This is a genomic window from Mesorhizobium sp. M0808, assembly GCF_040320025.1.
Classification (GTDB): domain Bacteria; phylum Pseudomonadota; class Alphaproteobacteria; order Rhizobiales; family Rhizobiaceae; genus Mesorhizobium.
In genome coordinates this window covers 75,297-100,491 of record NZ_JAMYOX010000010.1, presented here as the reverse complement: position 1 = coordinate 100,491, position 25,195 = coordinate 75,297, and the positions used below count along the sequence as shown (strand labels likewise).

Sequence of the window (25,195 nt, the reverse complement as noted above, 5' to 3'; positions counted from 1 at the left end):
CTTCGCGCGTCCCGGCAGGCCAGGACGACAGCAGAACCGAATGGAGATCGAGCGATGTCGAAGGGTCCCGCGGACGCGCCCCAAAAGTATTTGCGCACGAAGGAGGCAGCACCCATCGTCGGGCTCTGCGCCCGCACACTCGAAAAGCACCGGACCTACGGCACCGGCCCAAAATACCGAAAGGTCGGCGGGCGCGTTCTCTACGACATCAACGACCTGCACGCCTGGATAGAGCTGGGGGCACGCACCTCCACCAGCGATGTCAACGCGACCTATGTTCCGCCGGCAAAACCCCATGCAGCCCGCGCGCCCGCCTATGTCGGCAGACGCGACCGCAGCTCCTGATCTGTGGCGCACCGAAAATGCAGTATCGCGAGACCGTTCAGCAGCAATTTGCGCTGCCTCATGTCCCCTCATCCGGCTTCCCTCCACGCGGCACGGAGGACGTCGTGGCGCGGCAGCTCGTCTTATTGGTGAAATCCCGCCGCCTGACACCGATCCACTCTCATGCGCGCGACCTGCGTTGAGGCGGCAAGTGTGCACGGCATGGCAACGATTTGGAATCGCTGCCATCCTGGTCTGGGCTGTGTCGCAAAACATCCACGCGCAAGCCAGGAGATTGCAACCGCGCCGCCTGGTAGCGGCGAAACAGCAGCAAACCCTGACCTTCATGTCGCCGCGTAAACGGCGGCACGTCCACAGCCGGATAGCCGCACGCGAGCAGCCGAGTCCATACACGGGCAAGCGTCTTAAAGCTTGCCTGCTGCGCCCCGGGATCGAGTCATGAGCAAGCGCACAAAGATCATCGCCACCATGGTTGGCGGCGCAGTGCTCGCCGCGGCGCCGGCATGGATTAGCCATCCGCCGATATCCATCTGGAACGCATCGGGGAGCATCCCCGTCGGGCTCTATCGCGTCCAGCCGGCCGACAAAATCGGTATTGCCAATATCGCCGTCATCATGCCGCCCGAGCCCTTGGCGGCCTTCATGGCAAGACGCGGGTATCTGCCGAAAAATGTGCCGCTCCTGAAGCGTATTTTGGCACTCGGGGGCGCAACCGTCTGTCGCCAAGGCACAACCATCATCGTCAACGGCAAGACGTATGGACATGCGCGCGAGCGTGACAGTCGCGGTCGACCCCTGCCCATCTGGCAGGGCTGCCGCGACATTGCAGAGGCCGACGTCTTCCTTATGAACCTGGGTGCAGCCGACAGTTTTGACAGCCGCTATTTCGGCCCGCTCCCGCTCTCATCGATAGTTGGCCGCGCGGTTCCCGTCTGGACCACGGAGCGCACCACTCCGGTGCTGGATATCACCAACGATCCCCTCGCTAGCGAGCCGTGACGGCTTGGCTCGACGCGCACTAACACTCAGAAAGGAGCACTGCAATGACCCAGATCGGAACCTTCACGCGCAACGATGACGGCTTCTTCGGCAATCTCTCCACGCTAACAATCGAGGCGAAGATTGCCATCCTGCCTGCCGAGAAATCCAAAACCGAAAACGCGCCCGACCATCTGATCTATTGCGAAGGGATGGCGGTCGGTGCGGCTTGGGACCGCGCTGGAGACAAGGCTGGGGATTACCTCTCCGTCTCAATTGACGACCCGTCCTTTACGCAGCCGATCCGCGCCAAGCTGTTCCGGTCCGATGCAGAGAACAACGTCTGGAGCCTGCACTGGAACCGATCATCGAAGCGCGACGGGCGAGGCTGAACAGATGCTTCTGGAGCCCTTCGACGAATCTTTCTCGCCAACCCTTTTGATCCATTGCGCGCCGGTCAAACCCTTCGATCTGACCGCCCGCGAGGCAGCCCAGAGGGGGCCGGACACTTGCTTGTGGCTGCGGACGCCGATTTCATCACAGTTTTGGCAAAGCCGGTTCGATTGGCAAGCCCCTGCCCTTAACGGAAGCGAACACCGTCGCAGGCTGGCAGCGCATCGGTTCTGCGGTCTGCGGGATGCAGCCCACAGAGGCATGACGACGTTTGCCGCATGTGTCATGCTCGGCTTCGTGGCGCCCGAAACTGGTGCAGCGGCTTCCTCTGCTGGTGAACGGCCGGCGCACTCCGAGTCGACGATCTTGTCGGCTGGCCCGTGGTCGCAGCATATCCGGGAAGCGTCAAAACGCTTCGCCATTCCAGAGCGGTTGCTGCGCGGCGTCATGCATGTTGAGAGCGTCGGCGATGTTCGTGCGCTTTCAAGCAAGGGCGCAATGGGCTTGATGCAGATCATGCCGGCGACGTGGGAAGAACTGCGCATCAAATACCGTCTCGGTGACGATCCCTATCAACCGCGTGACAACATTCTTGCAGGTGCAGCATATCTTCGCGAAATGCTCGACAGCTTCGGGCGCAGCGGCTTTCTTGCCGCTTACAATGCCGGTCCTGGTCGGTACACGGAACATCTCTTAACCGGCCGTCCGCTGCCACGCGAGACGGTCGACTACGTCAGGAAACTCGCGCCGCTGCTCGATGGTGCAGTTCTCAGTCCGCGGCGCGCGCGGCAAGGAAGGGGCAGAGCCAGCTCTCTCCGTCCAACGATCTTTGCGCATCCCCATGACATTCGGAACGCCACTGCATCGGATGGCAATGGTTATGGCGAGACGATCTTTGCGGCGATTCATTCGTCCGCAATGCGGTCGCCAATGGGCAATCCTGTTGCGGACCTGACCGCGATCGAGCCACGGCCGGGTGAAACCGATTTCCAATCGAACCACGCTGTTTCCGGCCTATTCGCTCAACCCTCTTTAGCCATATCGCGATGATCGCCACGTTCCTCCTCAATTGCATTCCGGCCTGTTCCGTCGCGGAAATTGCGGCGGAAGGGTTGGCTGTGGATGAGAACAGAGAGATTGGCAGGATAAAGGGCCGCGAGGTGCGGCTCGGTTCGGCCGATTGTTTTCCTTACGATTTTCGTCTCATTTCGCAATGTGCTGGCACAATCAGCGATGTGCGCTATTCCCAATTTTTCAGTCTTTCAATGGAAACCGCACCTCGTGGCCGTCTAGCATGAAGCGTGACGATAGCTTTCGCGTCCGCCCCGGTCGCATCCGCTCCCGCGCCGGCCAGCGCGCACGACCCTTCATCTTCCAGGCTCTTGCGGCCACACAGCGCGCCGGCGGGCACCTTACACGCGAGGGTCGGATCACCTCCCCGCGAGCTTCAACGTTTGGCCGCGGCCGGTCAGCGAGCATCCGCGCCAGTCGCCTCATCTCTGACAGCTCACGCGGCGCCGTCGTCAAGACCCGTGTGGTACGGCAGTTCAGAGGGTCTGCGCCACTCGCCACCCATCTCAAATATCTTCGCCGCGAAGGTGTTACACGTGATGGTGAGAAGGCGAGGATGTTCGGTCCCGACACCAAAGATGCAGATCATGACGCCTTCTGCGACCGCTGCAAGGATGATCGGCATCACTTCCGTTTCATCGTTTCGCCGGAGGATGCAATGGAGCTCGGCGACCTCAAGAACTTCGCTTGTGACCTGATGGTCGACATGGAGCGCGACCTCGGCACGAGGCTCGACTGGATAGCCGTCGATCACTGGAACACCGAACATCCGCACGTTCACATCCTCGTTCGCGGCGTTGCCGACGATGGCGAGAGCCTTGTCATCTCGCGCGACTACATCCGCCAGGGCATGCGCGATCGGGCGAGCGACATTCTCACCCAGACGCTTGGGCTCCGCACGGACCTCGACATCCGCCAGGCCATCGAGCACCAGGTCGACACTGAGCGCTGGACGCAGCTCGATCCCCAGCTTGTTCGTGACGCCGACCGTCATGGTATCATTGATCTCGCGCCACACCCTGATCGCCGGCCCGACGAGTTCCTGGGGCTCAAAGTCGGCCGGCTGCGGCAACTGGAAAGCCTGGGCCTCGCGAACGAGATCCGTCCCGGCCAGTGGATGGTGGTCGAAGAGGCCGAGGCCACTTTGCGCGCCCTCGGTGAACGCGGCGACATCATCAAGCGCATGCACCGCAGCCTCACTGTGCATGGGCTAGAAAAAGGGACGGCCGACTATGTGCTGGCCGCCGAAAAGATTGATGCGCCCGTGATCGGCCGACTGCTCGAACGCGGCCTTGATGACGAACGGCGCGGCGCGGCCTATGCCATCGTCGATGGCATTGATGGACGCACGCACCACATTCGCTTCCATGACCCTGATGCGGCCGGAGACTCCGACCCGGGCTCGGTCGTGGAGTTGTGCCGCGATGCGAGTGCAAATGGCGGTGGCCGGGTCACGCTCGCGGTCCGCTCCGACCTCTCAATCGAACAGCAGGTCCATGCTTCCGGCGCGACTTGGCTCGATCGCCAACTCGTTGCACGCGAGCCTGCCGAATTCGGTGACGGCGGCTTTGGCAGGGACGTAAGACAGGCACTGCAAGATCGGGTCGACCACCTTGTCAGCCGCGATCTGGCCAGGCGCGAGGGACAGCGCGTCATTCTTGTGCGCAATCTGATCGATACTCTACACGATCATGAGGTGGAATCGCTCGGTGCCCGCCTCGCCGCCGAGACGGGCCTCTCATTCACGAAGGCTGCCAACGGCGATCATGTGGCTGGGATTTACCGGCGGCGTTTCTCGCTGGCTTCAGGCCGGCTCGCGATGATCGACAATGGGCTCGAATTCAAGCTCGTGCCCTGGTCGCCGTCGCTCGAAAAGCGATTGGGTAATCAAGTCATCGGGATCGTGTGCTCGGATACGGGGGGCGTGGATTGGAACCTGGGAAAGAAGCGCGGCATCGGGCTATGAAGGTTACAGGCGTATGCTCTATCCTGATGCTGGGAAGCCAGCACGGTCGCACATTCTATTTGTACCCGCGCAGTGAAGCGCCGATTGCCTCGCAAAACAGGGACTTTGCGCATCCTCGATTCAGTCTGGCGCCCGCGATCGCGGCACTGGCGCTGTTTGCCTTCGTCTATCATTGGAACAGCTATCTGTGGCCGCTGACAGTTTTGCAGGGCAATGCAGAGGATTATCCGATCGTCATTAGCCTCAGCCGCCTGCTCAGCTACAACAGAGGCGCCCTCAATACAGGACTGGTCATGGCCGGCGCCACGCTCGCCGTGCTGCCGCCATTGATGCTCTTCGCCTTCCTGCAGCGCTTCTTCGTGGATTCGATCGTCGGCTCGGCGGTCAAGGGATAATGGACCAGCGCGGCGCTCTGTGCTAAGGTGTACACAGATCAACACAGGACACCGCTATGGCCGCTAGCACCACTATGACAATTCGCGTCAGTCCCGATGTAAAGGAAAAGCTCGACCGGATCGCAACCGACACCCGGCGTAGCAAGTCGTTCCTCGCAGGTGAAGCCGTCGCAGCGTATGTCGATCGCGAGCTTGAAATCATTGAAGGTATCAAGCGCGGCCTTGCTGATGTCGAAGCTGGGCGCATCGTGTCTCATGATAAGGCCATGGCAGAAATTTATGCCGCGATTGATGCAGGCACGGGCCGCAAGGTGTGACGCGAGCCGTTCAGTGGTCTCGCGGTGCGCTGGACGACATCAAGGAACAGATCGCCTATATCTCGCAGGATAATCCGCGCGCTGCGCGCCTGGTCGCAGACCGGATTCTGGAAGCAGGGGCCGCGCTTGGGGAAATGGCAACCGGGCGACCCGGCCGTGTATCCGGCACCTATGAAAAGCCTTTGAGTCGCCTGCCCTACATCATCGCTTACGCCGTGACCGCCAAGGGCGGCCGGGAAAGCATTTCAATTTTGCGGGTGATCCACGCAGCGCGCGGTTGGCAGGACGAGGAATGGCCGAACTGAGCGAGATCTCGCGACGAAGGGGCTTTAATCGCGAGCGGATTTGCTGCCAACAATTTTGACAGCAAGCTGCCGGGTATTGCTCCCGAGTTTAACCGGAGACCTGGGTGGGAGCATATACGTCGAGCACGTTCTGAGTTTCGTCCGTTCGCAATGAGTTATGGCTGCTAACGATCTGGCAAAAACCACGATTCAGTCCGCGGTCAGCACGACCTTGACACTCTGTGAACGGTCGGCGGCAAGTCGGAAGGCATCGGGGGCGCAAGAAAGCGTGCGCTCCGCTGTCATCAGCTTCAGGACGTCCACCTCCCCCGACACGATGAAATCGACCGCCCGGCCGAACTCCGTGCCGAAGCGGAATGTGCCTTTGAGGTCGATCTCCTTGGCCATCACCGCATTGGCCGGCAGCGGGATCTGGCCACCGGGAAGATTGCCGACCTGGACCACCGTGCCGCCGCGCCGGACACTGGCGATCGCCGCGGCAAGGCCGGCGGCAGTGCCTGAAATCTCGAACGCCACATCAAGCGAACCGCCGGCAGCAAGCGCCTGGAGTTCGGCGTCGCCGCCGGAAAGGTCGATCGTCCTGTCGGCGCCCAAACTGCGGGCGAAGGCGAGCGGCGCGGCGGCGATATCGACGACGGTCAGTTCAGCGCAGCCGGCAAGCCTGGCCGCGAGCATGGTCAAGAGACCGATGGGGCCGGCACCGAACAGGATGACGTTGCGGCCCCTGATGTCGCCCGCCCGCGCGGCGGCGTGCAGGCTCACCGCCAGTGGTTCGGCAAGTGCCGCCGCCTGGTAGGCCACATCAAGTGGAACCTTGAAACATTGCGCGGGCGTGGCGTCGAACAGACTGACGAAGCCGCCCTGCATATGCGGTGTCTTCGATGCCGAGCCCATGAAGTAGATGTTTTCGCAGAGATTGGCCCGCCCCTCCAGGCATCGCGCGCAATGCCCGCACCAGCGCGACGGATTGACCGCGACATGGTCGCCGACGCCCAGGCCGGGCGCGGCGCCGTTGATCTCGACGATTTCGCCCGAGATCTCGTGGCCGAGGACAAGCGGCGAGGTGACGACGAAGTCACCGGTACGGGCATGGCGGAAATAATGCAGGTCGGAGCCGCAGATGCCCCCTGCCCCGAAGCGCACACGCACCATGCCTGGTGCCAGCGGTTCGAGCGGATGCTCCACGACGCGAAGGTCCTGCGGGCCGAACAGCGTCGCGGCAATCACCTGGCCACTCACCGGATCAGTTCCATCTCGGTCGGCAGCCAGAGCGTAATGGCGGGTATGAAGGTGATCAGAAGCAGCGCCACGATCAGCGGCACCAGCCACGGCAGGATCGCCATGGTGGTGCGCTCGACCGAGAGCTTGGCGACGCGCGACAGCACAAAGAGCACCATGCCGAGCGGCGGGTGCAAAAGCCCGATCATCAGATTGAGCGTCATGATCAGCCCGAAATGCACAGGGTTGATGCCGTAGACGGCAGCGACCGGCAGCAGGATCGGCACCAGAATCGTGATCGCGGCGATCGTATCGAGGAAGCAGCCGACCACCAGCATCAGGATGTTGACCAGGATCAGGAAGACCCACTTGTTTTCGGTGAGCGCGAAGATGAAGTTCGAAAACAGCTGTGCTGCCTGGCTGACGGTGAGCAGCCAGGCGAAGATCGATGCGGCGGTAACGATGAACAGCACCGAGGCGGTCGTTTCGATGGTGTCGAAGCTGGCCTTGGCAAGCAAACGCAGCGTCATCGTGCGGTAGCGCACCAGCCCGAGGAAAAGCGACCAGATCACAGCCGCCATCGCCGCTTCGGTCGGCGTGAACCAGCCCATCGTCATGCCACCGATCAGGATGACCGGCGTCATCAGCGCCATGACCGCAGAGAAATCGAAATACCAGTCCGCCACGATCAGCACCAGCAGCGCTATGCCGACCGCGATATTGATCGACAGGCCAAGCTGCACCAGCACATAGCAGCCAATCGGAAAGGCAGCCACCACCAGCACCTCGCCCGCCGCTTCGGCCAGCCGCCGAAGCTCGAAGGATGTGTCGGAGCCCCAGCCGCGCCTGTAGGCGAAGATGGCGACCGTGATCATCATCAGCACGGTCATGACCACGCCGGGCAGGATGCCGGCCATGAACAGCGCGCCAATAGAGACATTGGCCATCATGCCGTAGATGACGAAGGGCAGCGAAGGCGGGAAGATCGGTCCGAGCGTGGCTGAAGCGGCGGTAACCCCGACCGCGGCGTCGATCGGATAGCCGTGGTCCTTCATCGCCTTGATCTCGATGGTGCCAATGCCGGCAGCGTCGGCGAGCGCGGTGCCCGACATGCCGGAAAAGATCACCGATCCGATGATGTTGACCTGCGCCAGGCCGCCTTTCATCCAGCCGACCAGGGCAAGGGCGAAGGAATAGATGCGCCCGGTGACGCCGGCGATGTTCATGAGGTTGCCGGCCAGGATGAAGAACGGAACGGCGAGCAGCGGAAAGCTCTCCACCCCGGCGATCATGCGCTGGGCCGCGATGATATCGGGCGCGACGCCGTAGATGACGAGGTAAAGGATCGACGCGGCCGCCATCGAAACGGCGACCGGCACGCCGATGAGCATCAGGACAAGAAAGCCCCCTACCAGAAGCAGCATCGCTCAGACCCCCGCCGTCTCGAACGCACCAGGACGCTCGAGCACCGAATAGCCGCGCCTGTAATTGCCGATGAAGACCTGGATCGAGCGCAGAAGCATCAGCACGAACCCGGCCAGTACGGCGTAGAAGAACCAGCGCCGCGGCAGGTTGACGGTGACCATGCGCTCATGCGCCACGATCGTGACGTAGCGCCACATCAGCCAAGATCCGTAGGCGAAGAATGCGATGCGGATAACATCGACGGCGAGCGCCAGCCAGCGGCCGACGCGCTCCGGCAGATAGTGGTAAAGCACGTCGACATGGATATGGCGCGAAAGGCGCACGCACATGGCGGCACCCAGAAAAACGACGACGACGAGCGCGTTGATGGCGATCTCCTCGGTCCAGGCAAGGCTGTTGTTCAGCGCATAGCGGGTGAAGAACTGCAGGAAGACACACACGACCATGCCCCAGAAAACGGCAAGCGTGATCCAGTCCTCGATGCCGTGGTCCGACAGGTCGACGTGTACCGGCACCTCCTCGAAGGCGTGCGCGATCTCTTCGACGGTGATCTCGGTGTGGTGTTCCTCGGCCATCGGCGCGGGCTCCCGAAGCTGGTGGGTCGTCAAGGATTGAAAAGGCCGTCCGGCGCAATTTGAAGCCGGACGGATGGGCAGGTTAAAGCGGCGATTCCGATTGCCGCCCTATCCTCTTGATTGAGCATCGGGTTTCCGATGCTCTACTTGATAGCGCGGATCGCTTCCCAATCGGCCTTGTTGTAGCCGAACTCCTCGAAGGTGACCTTCTCCAGCACATTCTTCTCGAAGTCGGCACGGTCGACATCGGTTACGCTGATGCCGCGGTCCTTGAATACCTGCACCAGTTCCTTTTCGCGGGCGACGATCTTTGCCGTGGCGCGGGCGGCAGCCTCCTGCATCACCTCGGTGAAGATCTTCTTGTCCTCATCGGAAAGCGAGGCCCAGCGCGACGCCGATATGATGGTGTTGAGATGATCGACTATATGGCCAGTGAGCACGATGTTCTTCTGCACCTCGTAGAATTTCTTCGCCTCGATGGTGGTCAGCGGGTTCTCCTGGGCCTCCACGGTGCCGTTCTGCAGGGCCAGATAGACCTCGGCGAAGGCAATCGGCGCCGTGTTGGCGCCGCAGGCACGCGGCATGGCCAGATAGGCCGGCACGTCGGGAACGCGCATCTTCAGGCCCTGCATGTCGGAGCACTTGGCGATCGGCCGGTTCGAGGTGGTCTGCCGCGTGCCGTAATAGGTGGTGGCGGCGATATGATTGCCGGTCTTGTCCTCATAGCCCTTGGTCAGGGCCTTGTAGACGTCGCTTTTGGTGTATTTCAGCAGATGGTCGGCATCGCGGAAAGTGTATGGGAAATAGGTGACGCCGATGGGTGGATATTCGCGCGCCGCGAAGCTCGATCCGGAAATGATGATATCGACGGTGCCGAGCATCAGGCCCTGGTTGATGTCTGCTTCCTTGCCAAGCTGCGAGGCCGGATAGACGTCGATGGCGTAGCGGCCCTGGGTGCGCTTCTTGATCTCGTCGGCAGCCCACACGGATTCGGTGTGGAAGGGCTCCGTCGTCTCGTAGACATGTGCCCATTTCAGGACCGTTTCCGCCGAGGCCGACGCCATGGGTATGGCAATTGCGGCGATCGCACCGAGCAGAACTGCGTATTTTCTCAGCATCTAATTCCTCCCTGGTTGAACTTGACGGCCGGATCTCCCCCCGGCCAACTGCTATTCCGCAACCTCCTTGGCTGCGGCTCTCTCATCGAAATTGCGTGAGAATCTGATTTGCGACTGGCGCAGATGCTGCTGCATGGCGGCCTTGGCCCGCTCGGGGTCGCGCGCGGCAATTGCATCGCGCACGGCACGATGTTCCTTTGCCGCGACCTGCCAGGAATCGCTGGTCTCGAAATAGATCGACAGGCGTTCGAAGTACGGGTTCATGCGCTGGTCGAAAAGCTCGCCGATGAAGCGCACCAGCACCGCGTTCTCGAGAATGCCGGCGACAGCGGTGTGGAATTCCCGGTCGAGCGCAATGGTCATCTTGTTGGGGTGACGCATGGCCTCCATCCGGCGCAGCACGTCGTCGAGCCGTTCGATATCTGCAGGCCGGACATGGAGGGCCGCTTCGGCGGCGATCGCGCCTTCGACGAATTCGCGCGCGCGCAACAGCTCGAACGGGCCTTCCTCGACTTCGGGTTCGGAGGCGGCGGCGCTCGGCGGATCGGTGACGTAGATACCCGAGCCGACTCGGATGCGTATGCGGCCTTCGACCTCCAACGCTATCAACGCTTCACGGACCGTCGGGCGGGAAATTCCGAGCTGGTCGGCCAGATCCCGCTCGGTCGGCAGACGGTCGCCGACGGAAAACTCGCCGGCATCGATCAGCTGCCTGAGCTGATCGGCGACCTGTCGGTATAGCCGGCGAGGTTCAACGGCCTGGATCGGCATGCGCGTTTAGTTCCCTCCCGGGCCAACCCTGGTACATTGGTCTGACCCATTGACCGCAGCTTAGACAGAGGATGCGGAGAGTCAAGCTCGATAGAACCGCGGCCCGCACAACCGGAACTCGGCGGCATTGCGCAAGCATTCCATGCGTCAGCGCCGTCCCCCGCGAATGACCAGGACGTTCCCGGCGGCGACGAGGACGAGCCCGGCGATCGCGTAAGCGGTCCAGGCATAGCCTTCCAGCGCCGTGGAGATCAAAAGCGCAAAGACGGGAAATATGACGGTCGCATAGCCGGCGCGGGCGCCGCCAATGCGTCCGAGCAGCGTCAGGTAGGCAGCGAAAGCCACGACGGTCGATATGACGGCGAGGAAGACCAGCGAGCCGATAAAAGAGGCGGTCGTCGCGAACACGAACGGCTCACCAAGCAGCAAGGCCAGGAACGTCGACCACAGAGTGCCATAAAGCATGCCCCAGGCGCTCGTTGAAACGAGCGGCAGGCCGCGGCGCTGGTTTGCGACGGAGACGAGATTGCCGACGCAGAAGCTCAGCGTGCCGCAGAGGCACAGAAGAAGGCCCACCAACGTGCCGCCGGAAAGCCCGTTGGCGGCGATTTCGGGAAAGAACATCAGCGCTATGCCAGCGAAGCCGATGAGGCCGCCGGCGAGAATGCGCGGCGCCGGGCGCTCGCCGATGACCAAGGCACCGAGCAGCATGTTGATTACCGAGGCGAGCGAGAAGACGACCGAGAGCAAGCCGCTGACGAGATAGCCGGCGCCGTAATAGAAAAACAGGAAGTTCGACGAGAAGATGAGGATGCCGAGCACTGCAAAGCGCAGATGATCGGTGATCGAAAAGCGGAGCCGCCGGCCGGAAAAACCTGCCCAGGCAAACATCAGCAGCGTGGCGATGGCGAAGCGCCAAACCAGATTGACCTCGTTCGACACGCCGCTGCCGACCTGAAGCTCGATCGCGAACCACGATGCGCTCCAGGCAATGACCGTCAGCGCGTAAAGCCCGTAGTCGACGGGTTCGAAGGGGCGGTCGCGCGTCGCCATGCGCATTTCCGCGTTAGCCGGCTCCGGGGCGTCGTTTGGTTCTCTGGTTACCGACATGCTGGCCAAGACGCTTCCGCTCACAAGACGTTTACAGACCAACCGCCCGCCTTCGCCGCTTCTGGCCCCAGACGACGAGACCGAGCAACAGCAGAGCCGGAATGGCGAACCAATAGCGCGACGTCCGTTCCGCAGGGACTAGCACCTGGTTGATTTCGTCGCCGGGCTGCAGGCCGAATTTGGCCGCCTGGCTGCCCAGCCGCACCACGCCGATCGTCATGCTATCGCCAAGCGCACTGACGTCCAGGCCCGCGGCCTTCAGGCGTTCTGCCGATGAATTTGCAGGCCCGAGTTGTAGACGTACCAGCTTCGATATCTCATCGCCGTTGAGGTTCAGTGTCGTCAGGCGCAAGCGAACTGCGCCCCCCTCGGCTGTCTCGTCGACGATACGGCTGAGTTGGGAGGCAGGTACTGCCCGATACGGTTCGCTCACCTGATCGAGCAATAATCCCGGCCTGAACAAGATGAAACAGGCCACAAGCAACGCAATCGTCTCGTACCAGCGGTTGCGCACGAGCATCCAATTCTGCGTCGCTGCAACAAACGAGACCATGGCCAGTGTCGATGTCACGACCATCGCGACGAAGTCGAACGGACCTTCGAGATCGATCATCAGCAGCCCGGTGTTGAAGATGAAGATGAACGGCAAGAGACCGGTACGGATCTCGTATTTGAAACCCTGAATTCCGGTCTTCACCGGGTCGGCGCCGGAAATTGCCGCAGCAGCATAAGCCGCCAGGCCCACTGGCGGCGTCACGTCCGCCATCAGCCCGAAATAGAAAACGAACATATGGACGGCGACCAGCGGCACAGCGAGATCGTTCTGCGCCGCCAAATCGACGATGACCGGCGCCATCAAGGTGGCGACGACGACATAGCTTGCGGTGGTCGGCATGCCCATGCCGAGAATGATGCAGATCACCGCGGTGAACAAAAGCATGACGATGAAGCTGCCGCCCGAGATGAATTCGACCAGCTCGGTCATTACCAGCCCGATGCCCGTGAGCAGAACCGTGCCGACGATGATGCCGGCCGTCGCAGTGGCGATGCCGACCGTCGTCATGTTGCGTGCGGCGGCGGACAGCCCACCGACCAGATCGTCGAAACCGTGAAGCCAATGCTGCGCCAGCGCGCGGTCCTTGCGGAAAAAGGCGGTGAGCGGCCGCTGCGTGACGATCAGCGCCATAAGGGCGACAGCGCCCCAGAATGCCGACAGGCCGGGCGACAACTCCTCCACCATCAGGCACCAGATCAGCAGGATCACAGGCAGCAGAAAATGCAGGCCGGTGCGCGCCGTCTCGCCGAAGTGGGGAATCCTGACGATCTCGCCCTCCAGATCCTCCAGCGGCAGGTCGGGATAACGCGCCCGGTAGGCGACAAGGCCGATGTAAACGGCGATCAGCGCGGCAGTGATCATCCAGGTCGCGGCCGCGCCCAAAACGATCTTCGTCCAGCCAATGCCGTAATAGACAAGCCCTGCGAGGATGATGAAACCGCATACGCCCATCAGCCCGCGCAGCGCGCCCTGAAATGCGGAGTGCGTGCTGCGTGACGGCAGGCCCTTCATCCCCGTCTTCATCGCCTCGATATCGACGATGTAGAACAGCGAGCCGTAGGTCAGCAGCGCCGGATAGAAGGCGTGCTTGACCACCTCGGCATAGGAGATGCCGACATATTCCGCGATCAAGAACGCGGCGGCGCCCATCACCGGAGGCATCAGCTGACCATTGACGCCGGCCGCGCATTCGATGGCGCCCGCCTTCACCGCAGAATATCCGACCCGGCGCATCAGCGGGATGGTGAAGGTTCCGGTGGTCACGACATTGGCGATCGACGACCCGGAAATCATGCCGGTCAGGCCGGAAGCCACGACACCGGCCTTGGCCGGACCGCCGCGGTATTTGCCGAGCAGCGAGAAGGCAAGCTGGATGAAAAAGCCGCCGGCGCCGGCGCGCTCCAGCAATGTTCCGAACAGAACGAACATGAAGACGACGTTGGTGGACACACCGAGGGCAACACCGAAGACCCCCTCCGACGTCAGCCACATCTGCGAGGCTGCGCGCGATAACGTCGCGCCCTTGTGGCCGAGCAGGCCAGGTAGGTGAGGCCCGGCGAAGATATAGATCAGCATGATCGCCGCGATGACGGTGATAGCAGGCCCGACGGCGCGACGGGCGGCCTCGAGCAGGATGAGGACGCCGGCGATCGAGACGACCAGGTCAGCCGTAGTAGGAAGGCCCGGCCGATGGGCGATATCGCTGTAAAAGACCAACAGATAGAGGGCGGACGCCGCCCCGGCGATGCCTAGCACCCAGTCGGGCAGCGGCACCCGGCTGCGCGACGAGGTCTTGAAGGCCGGAAACGTCAGCATCGCCAGAAACAGGGCGAAGGCCAGATGGATGGAGCGGGCGATGCCGTCGCTGACGACACCAAAATTGAGCATGAACGGAAGGGGCGAGGCATACCAGAGCTGGAACAGCGACCATGCCAGCGATACGCCGAGGATCAGCTTCGCGGTGCGGCCGGTCGGCTTGCGCCCACCGGTGTCGGCTTCGGCGACGATCTCGCTAAGCTTGTCAATGCCGATAACGGGTTGGTCAGGCCCTGCCGCCCGCTGGCTTTGATCTGTCATCGTTCCCCACAATTATTTGCGATGCGAGGCGCCTGTGGCGCCTCGCATTGAAGGCCTCAGAGCCAGCCCTTCTCCTTGTAATAGCGCTCCGCGCCCGGATGCATTGGCGCCGACAGACCGGTCTTGATCATCTCCTTGGGATCGAGATTGGCGAAAGCCGGATGCAGTTTCTTGAAGTCGTCGAAATTTTCGAAGACCGACTTCACCAGTTCGTAGACCACCTCATCGGGCGTGCTGGCATTCGTCACCACTGTCGCGCGGACGCCGAATGTCGTCACGTCGTCCGGATTGTTGGCGTACATGCCGCCCTTGATGGTGGCGACTGAATAGTACGGATGAGCTGCCAACAGCGCGTCCACTGCCGGACCGGTCAGCGGGATGAGTTTGGCGCCACAGGCCGTGGTCGGATCCTGGATCGCGGCGGAAGGATGACCGACGCCGTAGAAGAAACCGTCGATCTTGTTGTCGCACAGCGCGCTGCCCTGCTCGTCCGCCTTCAGCTCCGCGGCAAGCGAGAAATCGCCGAGCGTCCAGCCCATCTGCTTGAGCAACTCCTCCATGGACGAGCGGGTGCCTGACCCGGGATTGCCGACGTTGAAGCGTTTGCCTTTGAAGTCCTCGAATTTGGTGACGCCGGCGTCCGGCCGCGCTAGCACGGTAAACGGCTCGGGATGGACGGAGAACACGGCGCGCAGATCCTTGAACGACTTGCCGTCGAAATTTCCGGTCCCCTCATAGGCCTGGTACTGGACGTCCGATTGGGTCAAGCCGAAATCGAGGTCGCCGGTCTGGATGGAGTTGACGTTGAAGACCGAACCGCCGGTCGACTCCGTCGAGCATCGGATGCCGGTTTTCTGCCGGTCCTTGTTCATCAGTCGGCAAATGGCGCCGCCAACAGCGTAGTAGACGCCGGTGACCCCGCCGGTGCCGACCGTGACGAAGTGCTGCTCGGCAGCGACGGATGGCAGCGCCAGCAGCATGCAGGCCGCCGCGCCGATCAGGGTTTTCATTGAATTAAACATGGTTGCTACCTCTCTGGTGGTTGTCCCGGCCCCGTCGCCGATGACGCGTTGGAACTGGGTTGAGGCGGTCCGCGTCGTGCGGGTCAGGCCGCTGAAGCGATCGCAGCGTCGATGGCCTCACCGAGCCGTTCGACGATCCGATCGATATCCTGTTTGGAAATAATGAAAGGCGGCGCCACAAGCACATGAACGCCCCGCACGCCGTCAATCGTCCCGGCCATCGGATAAATCATTAGGCCGCGGGCCATTGCTTCGCGCTTGATGCGGGCGTTGAGTTCAAGCCTCTGGTCGAATGGTTCCTTGCTGGCGCGATCAACCACCAGCTCGATTCCCCTAAATAGACCCCGCCCGCGAATGTCGCCGACGTTATGGTGGTTATCGAAGCGGTGGTGCAGGCGTTCGTCCAGCTGCGCGCCCATTGCGCTGACGTTGTCGAGCAGACCGTCACGCCGGATGACCTCCTGCACGGCAAGGCCGGCCGCCGCCGCCATTGGATGGCCCATATAGGTATGCCCATGCTGGAAGAAGCCCGAGCCTTGGGCAAAGGCGTCGAAGATATGCCGGCCGAGCAGCACCGCGCCAATCGGCTGGTAGCCACCGCCGAGTCCCTTGGCGATGGTCAGCAGGTCGGGAGCGATGCCGTCCTGCTCGCACGCATGCAGCGTGCCGGTACGGCCCATGCCGCACATCACCTCGTCGAGAATGAGCAGCACGCCGTAGCGGTCGCAAATCGCGCGAATGTGCTTGAAGTAGTCCGCGACCGGCGGCACCGCGCCGAGCGTGGCACCCACCACCGGCTCGGCGACGAAGGCGATGACCTCGTCCGCGCCGAGTTCGAGGATCTTGTCTTCGAGCTGCTGGGCGGCGCGCGCCGCATAGGCTTCGTCGCTTTCGCCATGCTTTTGATAGCGATAGGCGTAACAGGGGTCGATATGGTGGGTCTCGATCAGCAACGGCCTGAACTGGGCGCGCCGCCACTCGTTGCCGCCGGTGGCGAGAGCGCCGAGCGTATTGCCGTGATAGCTCTGCCGGCGTGCGATGAGATGGCGCCGTTGCGGCTCGCCTTTCTCGACAAAATATTGCCTGGCCATCTTGAGCGCGGCCTCGACCGCCTCCGAGCCGCCGCTGACTAGATAGACGTGGTCCAAGCCTTTCGGCGCGTCCTCGACCAGCCGATCCGCCAAGCGCTCCGCCACCTCGGTGGTGAAGAAGCTGGTGTGGGCGTAGGCGATGCGGTCAAGCTGGGTGTGCAGTGCAGCGATCACGTCGGGATGGCCGTGGCCGAGACAGGACACGGCCGCGCCGCCCGACGCGTCGAAATAGGACTTGCCCTCGGCATCGAACAGTTCGATGCCTTGGCCGCGAATGGCGACCGGCAGCATCGAGTGGATGATTCGATGAAGAATGTGTGTCATCGACGGTCCCTCATGGGCATTTTCTTCGGCGGACGTTGGTTCAGATGGGTCTTGAGAGCGGCGCCCTGCTCATCGAAACGTCGCAGGGACTCAACAGCGCCCTCGCCTGCCTGCCCTGCGACAAGAGCACCGAGGATCTCAGCAACGATGAAAGCTGGCGTCATGGTGTGGAAAAAGGACGGGCTGCCGGTCGGCACGACGACTAGGTGATCGCCAAGCAGCGCCAAGGGCGCTACCCCGCTGTCGGTGATCGCAATGACCGGTACGCCGCGGCCGGCAGCGTACTCGACAAGCTCGATGGTGAAGCGCGTGTAGGGCAGGACGCTGGCGGCGATCAGCACGTCGTCCTTGGTCGCATGGGCCAGAGCGTCGCCATCGGTTCCGCCGATGCCGTGCAGCAGCACCGACTTCTCGCCGATCAGCGACAGGATGTAATGCAGATGCCAGGCGACTGCGTGGCTTGAGCGCAGGCCGAGGCAATAGACGCGCCTTGCCGCACTCAGCGCCCTGGCCGTCTCGACCAGACGGTCGATCGACCTACCTTCGGCCAGATGGGAAAGCTGGCTGGAAATCGAATCCAGAATATCGGCCGCCAGCGCGTGGTCGCCCTTGAGCTTTTGGCTGGCCACCTGGAGGCCCGCCTTGCCGGCGAAACCGATTTCGCCGTCCCGGATCGCGGCGGCGTAAATATCGCGTACGGTCTCGTAGCCATCAAGGCCGAGATGCTGGGCCAGCCGCGTCATCGTCGCCGGCTGCACTCCTGCGTGCCGGGCCTGCTCGCGCATGGACAACAGCGCGACATCATACGGTTTATCAAGGACATACCGCGCGGCGGACCGAAGCTGCGCCGACATGCCGTCGAAGGCACTGATGATCTGTCCAGCAAGCTCTCCCTGGTCCATGGATATTGCTAGCTCGCCAGACCGGCGATTGCAACGTCTGTTTCAATATGGTCAAAGATTGATTCATATGACTCTTATCGCCCGAAAACCGTCTCCATGAAGCCGGCCACTGGTCTCGGCCGCATCGCCATAGCCGTCGCGCCGAACGGGGGGCGTCGCAGCAAGGCCGACCATCCGGCGATTCCGCTCACACCGGCCGAGCTGGCGCGGACGGCCGCGGAATGCGCCGATGCCGGTGCGGCTATGATCCACGTTCATGTCCGCGACAGAAGCGGCAACCATCTGCTCGACGCCGACGCCTACCGCCAGGCAATCGCGGCCATCCGCGGTGCTGCCGGTGACCGGCTGTTAATTCAGATCACTTCCGAAGCGCTCGGTATCTATTCGCCGGTCCAACAGATGGCCGTCGTACAAGATGTGAAGCCGCAAGCGGTCTCCCTGGCGCTTCGCGAAATCGTTCCAGATGCCGGATCGGAACCCGCCTTCGCGCGCTTCATGGCCTGGCTGCATAAGGAGCGTGTGGCGCCGCAGATCATCCTCTATTCGCCCGAGGAGGCTGTCAGGCTTTCGGACATGCAGCAGCGCGGACTGATCCCCTGGGCAAGCATACCGGTTCTCTACGTGCTGGGCCGCTACACGCCGGGACAGACGTCCGTTCCTGCCGATCTCTTGCCATTCCTTGCGGCGAACATGCCGCGCTTCGACCATTGGAGCGTCTGCGCCTTCGGCCGCAACGAAGCGGCGTGCGTGACCGCCGCCGCGTTGCTTGGCGGCCATGTCCGGGTCGGCTTCGAAAACAATCTTTTCCTTCCGGACGGCAGCATAGCCTCGTCCAACGCCGAACTGGTAGCGACCGTCGCACGCATACTCGCCGACTGCGGTGTCAAGATCGCCTCGGCCGCCGAGTTGGCGGCTCAATGGAACGCGCCGTTTCGTTCCATATGACAAACCAAAGCCTATTTTCGGCGGCAAGCTCGCGCAAGGCATAGAGAGGCGGCTGCAATGTCATCGCCACGGAAGAACGACGTGTCCCCGCCCGCGGCGCGGCGATTGCAACAACAGTGCCGGTCGTTGTAACCATTCCGGCCGCTTGATTTTGGAGGAGACGCAGCATGGACCGATTCACCGGCGGTTGCCTGTGCGGCAACGTCCGAATTATCGCGTCGGGGCGCCCATACCGGGTCGGCCTTTGTCACTGTCTTGACTGCCGCAAGCATCATGGCGCCCTTTTTCACGCTTCCGCGATTTTTCCTGAGGATGCGGTGACGATCGACGGCGAAACACGCGACTATGCCGGGCGGTTTTTCTGTCCCCGCTGCGGCTCCTCCATTTTCGGACGCACCGCAGACGAAATCGAAGTAAACCTGGGGTCGCTGGATGCGCCTGACCAGCTGATGCCAACCTACGAAAGCTGGATCATCCGTCGCGAGGCCTGGTTGCCGCCGTTTCCGCTCACCAGACGATACGAGCGCGATCGTGACGCCACGGGTCGCTTTGAGGAATAGGTCGCACGAACGCTGCCGAGGAGGCAACGACATCAGAACACGGATGAGGCCGCCTTCTCGCGCCGCTAAAATGTGAACTTGCACGCTTACAAGGTGCGCTGCCTTCATCCACATTGCCCCATAGGCATTCGTGAGCGCCTAAGGTGACCCGTGACAGCCAAGGCGCCGTACCTTAGAGGAGGATCGCAGGGGATGGGATTCATCGTCGCGATCCTGACGTAGGCTTTGTACAGAGCGCCGCGTTCAATGCTGGCCGTTTAGGAGGTCACGCCGGAAGATCGGCCTTGCGGAAGCCATCAACGAAATGCCCAAGCAGCGCAGCGTCGTGGAATGGCACTGTCGTGGTCCAGTGGCCCGCCGCCTCGAAACGATGATCACAGGCTAGTGGTCGCGGCGACAATCAACCCGCCCAAGACGGCGACATTGATGGTGAAGCCGGTACGAAGCGCTTCGCGTTCATCGCCGCTGTAGCGCCAGAAGTTGAGCGCCATGAACGACGCCGCAATGGTGAATGCGGCCAAGGTCGCGGCGGGAAACGGTCCACCAAGGCCCGTTGCTAAGCAAAAGCCACCTGCAATCTCAAGCACCGATCCGGCCGCGAGAAGAGGCCTGGGAGCAGGAAAGCCCCGCTCGGCCAGGGACGCTGCAACCGCCCGGAACCTGAGGAAATGCTCGGCGCCCGCCCAGATAAAGACGCAGCCGAGCAAAACCAATCCGAGGTGGTGGAAGAACGCGATCATTCCTTGCTGCCGTCCTCGGTGTAAACCGCAAGCTCGTAACCATCCGGGTCCGCGAAATGGAAGCGCCTGCCGCCCGGGAATCCATAGATCGGCCTGACGATCTTGCCTCCCGCCTGCTCGACCCGCTTGACCGTTCCCGGCAAATCATCTGCATAGAGGATGACGAGCGGGCCTCCTCCGGACCTCGCTGGGCCAGCGGCAAAGCCACCTGACAAGCGCCCGTCGTTGAACTCGCAATATTGCGGGCCGTAGTCAGTGAAGGTCCAGCCGAAGGCCTTTCCGTAGAAGTCGCGTGACCGCTGAATGTCTTTCACGTTGAATTCGACGTAGTCGATCCGTTGATCGTTGTTGTTGCTCATGACGCATACCTCTCGTGTGATGTACGACGCCGAAAGATAAGCACGCATCTCGCTTGCCGGATTGAACGAAACGGCCATCGACGTATGAGCCGCACACGGCGCTGCCGATGGCGATGCACGTAGCATCACCCCTCACCTGCCCTCTTCCTTCCGGCCGGAAGAAAACAACCGATTCTTGCAACCGTTCTCGATTGGCAGACGTTGTCGGTCGTGCAGATTCTTGTCTCGAGCGACGGCGGGCGCAGCCACTGCGTCGTAGGTTCACCGCCGGTAGTCCGAAGAGGAGCGAGATGAGCGATCCCGTCCCAGCGCAGGCAACGGGTTCATTTGAGCAACGTCCAGCGTCGGCGCGGCTTCGCGGGAGCTTTGCTTCGGTGTGGGTGCATCGAATGGACCCGGCGGGCTCACCGCCGATCGTCATCATGCCCGACGCAACGATCGATCTGCAATGGATCGGAGGCAGCTTCCGAATTGCTGGCCCTGACAAGGAGCCGCAGACCGAGGTTCTGGCGGCAGACGAGATCGTGATCGGCTTGCGCTTTCATCCTGCCACGGCGGCGGCATGGCTCGGCGTGCCGCAAATCGAGCTTGTCGGCCAGAGGCTGTCGCTCGACGATTTATGGGGAGCGCGAGCCCGGCGCCTCGCCAGCCGCGTGCGCGCTGGTGACAATCTCGAGGATCTGGCCTGCTCGCTCCAACAGGTCGTCGCCGAGGAGGCGGCCTCCCACGCGACAGACGTTCCCATGCAGGCGGCATATCGCTTGATTGAGCGCGGGCCGCCACCCGACGCGCCTCTCATCCCCTGGTTGATGCGCGCGCTCGAGATGAGCGAAAGGACGTTGCGCCGGCGCTTCGACGAGAGCTTCGGCTATGGCCCCAAGACGCTCGACCGTATCCTCCGCTACCAGCGCTTTCTGCGGCTTTCGAGCCAATCGAACAGCGCTACGGCCATCCTGGCAGCCGAGGCGGGCTATTCCGACCAGGCGCATCTTGTCCGCGAGAGCCGACGCCTGACAGGAAGCACCCCGCGACAGATTCATCGGCTGCTGCAGAACGGGTGAAACCTCTCGGCGCGTCCTTCGACTTGGCGGCGCGCTGTTGGCCGTTTTGTTCAAGTCTTCATTGTCGCCCGACTTTATCCTGGTGTCTCCGACAACCAGAGGAGACTGCCATGAAACCGCGCATTTCGGTTTTGACTATCGCTGTCGCCGACCTCGAGAGTTCTCTCGCATTCTACCGCGACGGTCTCGGCTTGCCGACGGAAGGGATCATCGGCCGCGAGTTCGAGCATGGCGCCGTCGCGTTCTTCACGCTGTCCGGCGGGTTGAAGCTCGCGATCTGGGCGCAGGACGACCTCGCCTACGACACCGGCCTCCCCAAGGCGCCGATCAGCTCGACCTCGTTCACGATCGGACACAACGTTGTGCGCCGCGAAGAAGTCGATCAAGTGATGGATGAGGCCGCCCGCGCCGGAGCCGAGATCATCAAGCCTGCCCGGGACACATTCTTTGGTGGGTACGCCGGATATTTCCGCGACCCGAACGGACACCTGTGGGAGGTCGTCTGGAACCCCGCCAACATACCGAGTGAGAATCCTCTTTAAGGGCGGCGCGGGCCTGCAGTCTCGCCGGTGCTGGCAAATTCTGTCGGCACCGGGCGGGCGGCATGCTTTCCCTGGCAACTAGGCAAGTTCGACGGCAGGCCACCGGCACAATCTTAAGCGCTGATTATGTAGCTCTATCCAGATTCGCCTCGCCTGCGTGACGCATCATGCGGCGGAAGCTCATTGAGATATGCGCCCGCCTTATGTGCCCGATGGACTCCCAGTCGCCGATCTCAGCGGCGGCAAGGACCTCTTCCATTTCGCGGCGGAACGCGGTGAATTCCTCGACAAGGCCCAATTGCGGCATCAGCTTCAGGACGACGCGCGCGACCTGAAAATACAGGCGCTCGCTGATCTCGCGCAGTGGCTGGTTGCCGGTCATCGCCGTGAGCTCGTAGAAAAAATCCATGTTGAGGCGCAGGAAAGCGCGCTGGTCGGGATTGAGTATATCGGAATCGCAGCGCGCGATGAGCGCCCGTATCCGGTCGAGGTCGTCCGCCGTGCGCGGGATCGGCGAAAGCTTGCCGACGAGGAGCGCCAGCTCCAGGCGCAGATGATAGACCTGCTGCAATTCCTCGATGTCGACGTCGGTGACGATCGTGCCGACGCCGTGGACGGATTGAACCAGACCCTCGGATTCAAGGCGCGCCAGCACGCGCCGGACCGGCGTGCGGCTGATCTCGAATTCCTGGGCAAGTTCTTCCTCGGACAGGTGGCTTCCCGGCGCATAATCGAGCAGGCAGATGCGGTCGCGCAATATCCGGTAGATGCGCTCGAACCGCTCTCGCGCGGAGAGCGGGCGCGGCGGCGCGGCGGTCACCGTCGTGGGCGGCTTGGCCTCTGTCTCGATCGTCACCCAGCCTCCAGGACAGCGTGCAGGAATTGCCGTGTCCGCTCGTTCTTGGGAGCACCAAACAGTTCGCTTGGCGGTCCCTGCTCGCAGATCTTGCCTTGATAGAAGAAACAAACGCGGTCGGAAAACTCCTTGGCGAAGCCCATCTGATGGGTGACCATCAGCATGGTGAGATCATGCTCGCGCCCGATTTGCCTTATCACCTGCAGCACTTCGCCGACAAGCTCCGGGTCGAGCGCCGACGTCACCTCGTCGAACAGCATGATCTTGGGCCGCATGGCCAGCGCCCTGGCGATGGCGACGCGCTGCTGCTGGCCGCCGGAAAGCTGTGATGGATAGTGGTCCTTCTTCTGGGCCAGACCGACCAGCTCCAGCAGCTCGGCCGCTCTTGCCTCGGCGTCCGCCCGCTTCATTCCGAGCACCGTTATCGGCGCCTCTATGCAGTTCTGCATCGCCGTCATATGCGGAAACAGGTTGAACGACTGGAACACCATGCCGATCTTGGCGCGGATCTTGCGGATGTGGGCGAGATCGGCGGGAACAAGCTTGCCGTTCCTCTCCATATGGGTCAGCGGCTCGCCTTCGACCCAGATGACGCCGTCATTGATCGTCTCCAGCGTCATCAGCATGCGCAGCACCGTCGTCTTGCCCGAACCCGACGGACCGATGACCGAGACTTTTTCGCCGCGCGCTATTTCGAGATTGAGCCCGTCGAGAACGGTTAACGTGCCGTAGCGTTTCGATACATTGTCGAAGCGGACCATCGGTTGTTCAGTCATCGGGTGGTCCTCCGGTTGAGCAGCCCTTCGAGGGAGCGGATGAGCGCCGCCGAAACCAGGCTCATGGCAAGGAAAAACAGGCCGACCAGCGTGATCGGCTCGGTGTAGCGGAACGTTTCGGAGCCGATGATCTTGGCGGTCTGCATCAGTTCCATCACGGCGATTGCGGAAAGCAACGGCGTTTCCTTGAACAAGGCCACCAGATAATTGCCGAGCGCCGGAACGATCGGCGGGATCGCCTGCGGAATGATGATGTCGCGGAACGTCGTCCAGGACGAGAGATTGAGCGCGATCGAAGCTTCCCACTGGCCGCGATGGATGTTGTCGAAACCGGCGCGATAGACCTCGGAGCAATAGGCGGCGTAGTGGATGCCGATGGCCAGCACCCCGGCGGTGAAAGCGTCGAGCACGACACCGAATTTCGGAAAGACGAAATAGAGAAAGAATATCTGGATAAGCAGCGGGGTCGAGCGGATCAGCTCGACCAGCACCGAAATCGTCCAGCTGGTCCATGGCACGGCGATGCGGACGACCGCCAGCACCAGACCGAGCGAGGCGGCAAGTGCAAAGCCGATCAGCGTCGCCTCGATGGAAATGACGGCGGCGCGGGCAAGCACCGGCAGGATTTCCAGGGCAAATCCCCAATCCCAGATCATGCCGCCTTCCCCCGCGCCAGTCCGAGCGACGCCCGCCTTTCAAGAAGCCGCATGCCGATGGTCACAACCAGCGACATTGCCAGGTACATCAAAAGAACGAGGGTGAAGATCGGAATGGTCTTGAACGTGTTCTGGTTCATTTGCTGCGCCTTGAAGGCGAGATCCGAAAGCGTGATCAGCGAGACCAGCGCCGTCGATTTCAGAAGCTCGATGAACAGATTGCCCCAGGGTGGGATCATCGCGACAAAGGCCTGCGGCAGGATGATCCGACGCAACATCTGCGGGCGGCTCATGTTCAATGCAGTACACGCTTCCCACTGGCCGCGGGCGACGGACTGGATCGCGCCGCGCACGCACTCCGATCCGTAAGCGCCGACATTCAGGCCGAGCGCGAGCACCGCCACCACGAACGCGTTGATCGTGACGCCGAATTGCGGGAGCACGAAAAACAGCCAGAACAATTGCACCAGTGCCGACGTTCCGCGGAAGATCTCGACGTAAACCGTGGCCAGCCATCTGAGCGGCGTCGGGCCATACATCCTTGCAAGTGCTGCAAGCACGCCCATGATAATTGCGAGCAGGCTGCCGAGGACGGCGATCTCGATTGTCAGGACCGCGCCTTGCAGCAGCCCCGGCATAAACACTTGATATGATTCCTGTGTTGCCAAGGCACCGATCACGACAAGCGCGATGACCAGCATGGCAACGAGCGTACGGATACCCATGCGATTCCCCGAAGGAA

29 protein-coding genes are annotated in these 25,195 nt (G+C 62.1%); 13 read left to right on the top strand and 16 right to left on the bottom strand.

All coding sequences use genetic code 11. The annotated features are described in order from the left end of the window. Positions 1-54: 54 nt before the first annotated feature. The 9 genes from NKI25_RS14970 (at position 55) to NKI25_RS14930 (ending at position 5,770) form a co-directional block, all read left to right on the top strand. Entirely contained in the window at positions 55-345 is a 291-nt protein-coding gene (locus tag NKI25_RS14970) for a helix-turn-helix transcriptional regulator (protein WP_352576619.1), read from the top strand. 438 nt (positions 346-783) lie between these two features. Then, the gene (locus tag NKI25_RS14965; protein ID WP_352592625.1) at positions 784-1,344 is read left to right on the top strand and encodes a S26 family signal peptidase; all 561 of its coding nucleotides are present in this window, start codon (positions 784-786) and stop codon (positions 1,342-1,344) included. A 44-nt stretch (positions 1,345-1,388) separates the two neighbouring features. Next, positions 1,389-1,715 carry a DUF736 domain-containing protein gene (locus NKI25_RS14960; protein ID WP_352592622.1) on the top strand — a complete coding sequence of 109 codons (327 nt, stop codon included), beginning with the start codon at positions 1,389-1,391 and terminating at the stop codon, positions 1,713-1,715. A gap of 4 nt (positions 1,716-1,719) precedes the next feature. Continuing rightward, entirely contained in the window at positions 1,720-2,766 is a 1,047-nt protein-coding gene (locus NKI25_RS14955; RefSeq protein WP_352592620.1) for a lytic transglycosylase domain-containing protein, read from the top strand. Beyond that, positions 2,763-3,014, top strand: coding sequence for a hypothetical protein (locus tag NKI25_RS14950; RefSeq protein WP_156937256.1), 252 nt, complete (start codon positions 2,763-2,765; stop codon positions 3,012-3,014). The genes NKI25_RS14955 and NKI25_RS14950 overlap by 4 nt, the downstream gene beginning before the upstream one ends. Next, positions 3,011-4,753 (top strand): relaxase/mobilization nuclease domain-containing protein, encoded by a 1,743-nt coding sequence (locus NKI25_RS14945; RefSeq protein ID WP_352998642.1) that lies wholly within the window; start codon positions 3,011-3,013, stop codon positions 4,751-4,753. Before NKI25_RS14950 ends, NKI25_RS14945 begins: the two co-directional genes overlap by 4 nt. A 59-nt stretch (positions 4,754-4,812) precedes the next feature. Continuing rightward, on the top strand, positions 4,813-5,148 hold the full coding sequence (locus tag NKI25_RS14940) for an ABC transporter permease family protein (RefSeq protein WP_352786856.1): 336 nt from the start codon (positions 4,813-4,815) through the stop codon (positions 5,146-5,148). A gap of 56 nt (positions 5,149-5,204) precedes the next feature. Further along, positions 5,205-5,465 (top strand): CopG family ribbon-helix-helix protein, encoded by a 261-nt coding sequence (locus NKI25_RS14935; RefSeq protein ID WP_352452153.1) that lies wholly within the window; start codon positions 5,205-5,207, stop codon positions 5,463-5,465. Further along, complete coding sequence (locus NKI25_RS14930; RefSeq protein ID WP_352592611.1) at positions 5,462-5,770, top strand: type II toxin-antitoxin system RelE/ParE family toxin; 309 nt, start codon at positions 5,462-5,464, stop codon at positions 5,768-5,770. The genes NKI25_RS14935 and NKI25_RS14930 overlap by 4 nt, the downstream gene beginning before the upstream one ends. A gap of 189 nt (positions 5,771-5,959) precedes the next feature. Here NKI25_RS14930 and NKI25_RS14925 read toward each other — a convergent pair whose 3' ends face one another. The 10 genes from NKI25_RS14925 to NKI25_RS14880 form a co-directional block, all read right to left on the bottom strand. Further along, positions 5,960-7,009, bottom strand: a complete 1,050-nt coding sequence (locus NKI25_RS14925) for an L-idonate 5-dehydrogenase (protein WP_352786855.1) — start codon at positions 7,007-7,009, stop codon at positions 5,960-5,962. Further along, entirely contained in the window at positions 7,006-8,412 is a 1,407-nt protein-coding gene (locus NKI25_RS14920) for a TRAP transporter large permease (protein WP_352622855.1), read from the bottom strand. The genes NKI25_RS14925 and NKI25_RS14920 overlap by 4 nt, the downstream gene beginning before the upstream one ends. Positions 8,413-8,415: 3 nt before the next feature. Beyond that, positions 8,416-8,988 carry a TRAP transporter small permease gene (locus NKI25_RS14915; RefSeq protein ID WP_352455843.1) on the bottom strand — a complete coding sequence of 191 codons (573 nt, stop codon included), beginning with the start codon at positions 8,986-8,988 and terminating at the stop codon, positions 8,416-8,418. 143 nt (positions 8,989-9,131) lie between these two features. After that, on the bottom strand, positions 9,132-10,106 hold the full coding sequence (locus NKI25_RS14910) for a sialic acid TRAP transporter substrate-binding protein SiaP (RefSeq protein WP_023717039.1): 975 nt from the start codon (positions 10,104-10,106) through the stop codon (positions 9,132-9,134). A 51-nt stretch (positions 10,107-10,157) separates the two neighbouring features. Beyond that, positions 10,158-10,877, bottom strand: coding sequence for a FadR/GntR family transcriptional regulator (locus NKI25_RS14905; RefSeq protein WP_352452148.1), 720 nt, complete (start codon positions 10,875-10,877; stop codon positions 10,158-10,160). 147 nt (positions 10,878-11,024) lie between these two features. Next, on the bottom strand, positions 11,025-11,930 hold the full coding sequence (locus NKI25_RS14900) for a DMT family transporter (protein WP_352592604.1): 906 nt from the start codon (positions 11,928-11,930) through the stop codon (positions 11,025-11,027). An 88-nt stretch (positions 11,931-12,018) separates the two neighbouring features. Beyond that, complete coding sequence (locus NKI25_RS14895; protein ID WP_352622856.1) at positions 12,019-14,619, bottom strand: TRAP transporter permease; 2,601 nt, start codon at positions 14,617-14,619, stop codon at positions 12,019-12,021. 56 nt (positions 14,620-14,675) lie between these two features. Continuing rightward, positions 14,676-15,629 carry a TAXI family TRAP transporter solute-binding subunit gene (locus tag NKI25_RS14890; protein WP_352592598.1) on the bottom strand — a complete coding sequence of 318 codons (954 nt, stop codon included), beginning with the start codon at positions 15,627-15,629 and terminating at the stop codon, positions 14,676-14,678. A gap of 95 nt (positions 15,630-15,724) precedes the next feature. Further along, a complete protein-coding gene (locus NKI25_RS14885; protein ID WP_352592595.1) occupies positions 15,725-17,056 on the bottom strand; it encodes an aspartate aminotransferase family protein in 1,332 nt (443 codons plus the stop codon). Continuing rightward, positions 17,053-17,958 (bottom strand): MurR/RpiR family transcriptional regulator, encoded by a 906-nt coding sequence (locus tag NKI25_RS14880; RefSeq protein WP_352622858.1) that lies wholly within the window; start codon positions 17,956-17,958, stop codon positions 17,053-17,055. Before NKI25_RS14880 ends, NKI25_RS14885 begins: the two co-directional genes overlap by 4 nt. Before the next feature lie 96 nt (positions 17,959-18,054). On the opposite strand from NKI25_RS14880, the gene NKI25_RS14875 reads away from it, so the two are divergent. After that, a complete protein-coding gene (locus NKI25_RS14875; protein ID WP_352998641.1) occupies positions 18,055-18,903 on the top strand; it encodes a beta-keto acid cleavage family enzyme in 849 nt (282 codons plus the stop codon). Between the two features lie 167 nt (positions 18,904-19,070). Next, positions 19,071-19,463 carry a GFA family protein gene (locus tag NKI25_RS14870; protein ID WP_031211109.1) on the top strand — a complete coding sequence of 131 codons (393 nt, stop codon included), beginning with the start codon at positions 19,071-19,073 and terminating at the stop codon, positions 19,461-19,463. Positions 19,464-19,837: 374 nt separating this feature from the next. Here NKI25_RS14870 and NKI25_RS14865 read toward each other — a convergent pair whose 3' ends face one another. Both NKI25_RS14865 and NKI25_RS14860 read right to left on the bottom strand, forming a co-directional pair. Further along, positions 19,838-20,203 carry a DoxX family protein gene (locus NKI25_RS14865; RefSeq protein WP_023674265.1) on the bottom strand — a complete coding sequence of 122 codons (366 nt, stop codon included), beginning with the start codon at positions 20,201-20,203 and terminating at the stop codon, positions 19,838-19,840. Continuing rightward, positions 20,200-20,562, bottom strand: a complete 363-nt coding sequence (locus NKI25_RS14860) for a VOC family protein (protein ID WP_031211108.1) — start codon at positions 20,560-20,562, stop codon at positions 20,200-20,202. Before NKI25_RS14860 ends, NKI25_RS14865 begins: the two co-directional genes overlap by 4 nt. Positions 20,563-20,852: 290 nt before the next feature. Here NKI25_RS14860 and NKI25_RS14855 point away from each other — a divergent pair, with 290 nt between their 5' ends. Together NKI25_RS14855 and NKI25_RS14850 are read left to right on the top strand one after the other, a co-directional pair. Then, positions 20,853-21,623, top strand: coding sequence for a helix-turn-helix domain-containing protein (locus NKI25_RS14855; protein ID WP_031211106.1), 771 nt, complete (start codon positions 20,853-20,855; stop codon positions 21,621-21,623). Between the two features lie 110 nt (positions 21,624-21,733). Then, the gene (locus NKI25_RS14850) at positions 21,734-22,165 is read left to right on the top strand and encodes a VOC family protein (RefSeq protein WP_352644437.1); all 432 of its coding nucleotides are present in this window, start codon (positions 21,734-21,736) and stop codon (positions 22,163-22,165) included. Positions 22,166-22,289: 124 nt separating this feature from the next. Here the strand turns inward: NKI25_RS14850 and NKI25_RS14845 are convergent, their stop codons facing one another. From NKI25_RS14845 to ehuC, 4 genes are read right to left on the bottom strand one after another with little or no spacing between them, the layout of a single operon-like run. Continuing rightward, the gene (locus NKI25_RS14845; protein ID WP_023674261.1) at positions 22,290-23,021 is read right to left on the bottom strand and encodes a GntR family transcriptional regulator; all 732 of its coding nucleotides are present in this window, start codon (positions 23,019-23,021) and stop codon (positions 22,290-22,292) included. Beyond that, on the bottom strand, positions 23,018-23,797 hold the full coding sequence (gene ehuA, locus NKI25_RS14840) for an ectoine/hydroxyectoine ABC transporter ATP-binding protein EhuA (protein ID WP_023717024.1): 780 nt from the start codon (positions 23,795-23,797) through the stop codon (positions 23,018-23,020). Before ehuA ends, NKI25_RS14845 begins: the two co-directional genes overlap by 4 nt. Beyond that, positions 23,794-24,453, bottom strand: coding sequence for an ectoine/hydroxyectoine ABC transporter permease subunit EhuD (ehuD, locus tag NKI25_RS14835; protein ID WP_023674259.1), 660 nt, complete (start codon positions 24,451-24,453; stop codon positions 23,794-23,796). Before ehuD ends, ehuA begins: the two co-directional genes overlap by 4 nt. Beyond that, positions 24,450-25,178, bottom strand: a complete 729-nt coding sequence (gene ehuC / locus NKI25_RS14830; RefSeq protein WP_352592572.1) for an ectoine/hydroxyectoine ABC transporter permease subunit EhuC — start codon at positions 25,176-25,178, stop codon at positions 24,450-24,452. The genes ehuD and ehuC overlap by 4 nt, the downstream gene beginning before the upstream one ends. Positions 25,179-25,195: the final 17 nt, after the last annotated feature.

Bases quoted from the DNA above. Each gene is read 5' to 3' on its own strand.
- NKI25_RS14875 (WP_352998641.1), top strand. From the start codon at position 18,055: ATGAAGCCGGCCACTGGTCTCGGCCGCATCGCCATAGCCGTCGCGCCG.
- NKI25_RS14865 (WP_023674265.1), bottom strand. From the start codon at position 20,203: ATGATCGCGTTCTTCCACCACCTCGGATTGGTTTTGCTCGGCTGCGTC.
- NKI25_RS14860 (WP_031211108.1), bottom strand. From the start codon at position 20,562: ATGAGCAACAACAACGATCAACGGATCGACTACGTCGAATTCAACGTG.
- ehuC (WP_352592572.1), bottom strand. From the start codon at position 25,178: ATGGGTATCCGTACGCTCGTTGCCATGCTGGTCATCGCGCTTGTCGTG.
- ehuD (WP_023674259.1), bottom strand. From the start codon at position 24,453: ATGATCTGGGATTGGGGATTTGCCCTGGAAATCCTGCCGGTGCTTGCC.
- NKI25_RS14900 (WP_352592604.1), bottom strand. From the start codon at position 11,930: ATGGCGACGCGCGACCGCCCCTTCGAACCCGTCGACTACGGGCTTTAC.
- NKI25_RS14890 (WP_352592598.1), bottom strand. From the start codon at position 15,629: ATGAAAACCCTGATCGGCGCGGCGGCCTGCATGCTGCTGGCGCTGCCA.
- NKI25_RS14920 (WP_352622855.1), bottom strand. From the start codon at position 8,412: ATGCTGCTTCTGGTAGGGGGCTTTCTTGTCCTGATGCTCATCGGCGTG.
- NKI25_RS14880 (WP_352622858.1), bottom strand. From the start codon at position 17,958: ATGGACCAGGGAGAGCTTGCTGGACAGATCATCAGTGCCTTCGACGGC.
- NKI25_RS14960 (WP_352592622.1), top strand. From the start codon at position 1,389: ATGACCCAGATCGGAACCTTCACGCGCAACGATGACGGCTTCTTCGGC.
- NKI25_RS14885 (WP_352592595.1), bottom strand. From the start codon at position 17,056: ATGACACACATTCTTCATCGAATCATCCACTCGATGCTGCCGGTCGCC.
- NKI25_RS14905 (WP_352452148.1), bottom strand. From the start codon at position 10,877: ATGCCGATCCAGGCCGTTGAACCTCGCCGGCTATACCGACAGGTCGCC.
- ehuA (WP_023717024.1), bottom strand. From the start codon at position 23,797: ATGACTGAACAACCGATGGTCCGCTTCGACAATGTATCGAAACGCTAC.
- NKI25_RS14910 (WP_023717039.1), bottom strand. From the start codon at position 10,106: ATGCTGAGAAAATACGCAGTTCTGCTCGGTGCGATCGCCGCAATTGCC.
- NKI25_RS14945 (WP_352998642.1), top strand. From the start codon at position 3,011: ATGAAGCGTGACGATAGCTTTCGCGTCCGCCCCGGTCGCATCCGCTCC.
- NKI25_RS14855 (WP_031211106.1), top strand. From the start codon at position 20,853: ATGAGCGATCCCGTCCCAGCGCAGGCAACGGGTTCATTTGAGCAACGT.
- NKI25_RS14965 (WP_352592625.1), top strand. From the start codon at position 784: ATGAGCAAGCGCACAAAGATCATCGCCACCATGGTTGGCGGCGCAGTG.
- NKI25_RS14955 (WP_352592620.1), top strand. From the start codon at position 1,720: ATGCTTCTGGAGCCCTTCGACGAATCTTTCTCGCCAACCCTTTTGATC.
- NKI25_RS14850 (WP_352644437.1), top strand. From the start codon at position 21,734: ATGAAACCGCGCATTTCGGTTTTGACTATCGCTGTCGCCGACCTCGAG.
- NKI25_RS14970 (WP_352576619.1), top strand. From the start codon at position 55: ATGTCGAAGGGTCCCGCGGACGCGCCCCAAAAGTATTTGCGCACGAAG.
- NKI25_RS14935 (WP_352452153.1), top strand. From the start codon at position 5,205: ATGGCCGCTAGCACCACTATGACAATTCGCGTCAGTCCCGATGTAAAG.
- NKI25_RS14895 (WP_352622856.1), bottom strand. From the start codon at position 14,619: ATGACAGATCAAAGCCAGCGGGCGGCAGGGCCTGACCAACCCGTTATC.
- NKI25_RS14870 (WP_031211109.1), top strand. From the start codon at position 19,071: ATGGACCGATTCACCGGCGGTTGCCTGTGCGGCAACGTCCGAATTATC.
- NKI25_RS14950 (WP_156937256.1), top strand. From the start codon at position 2,763: ATGATCGCCACGTTCCTCCTCAATTGCATTCCGGCCTGTTCCGTCGCG.
- NKI25_RS14915 (WP_352455843.1), bottom strand. From the start codon at position 8,988: ATGGCCGAGGAACACCACACCGAGATCACCGTCGAAGAGATCGCGCAC.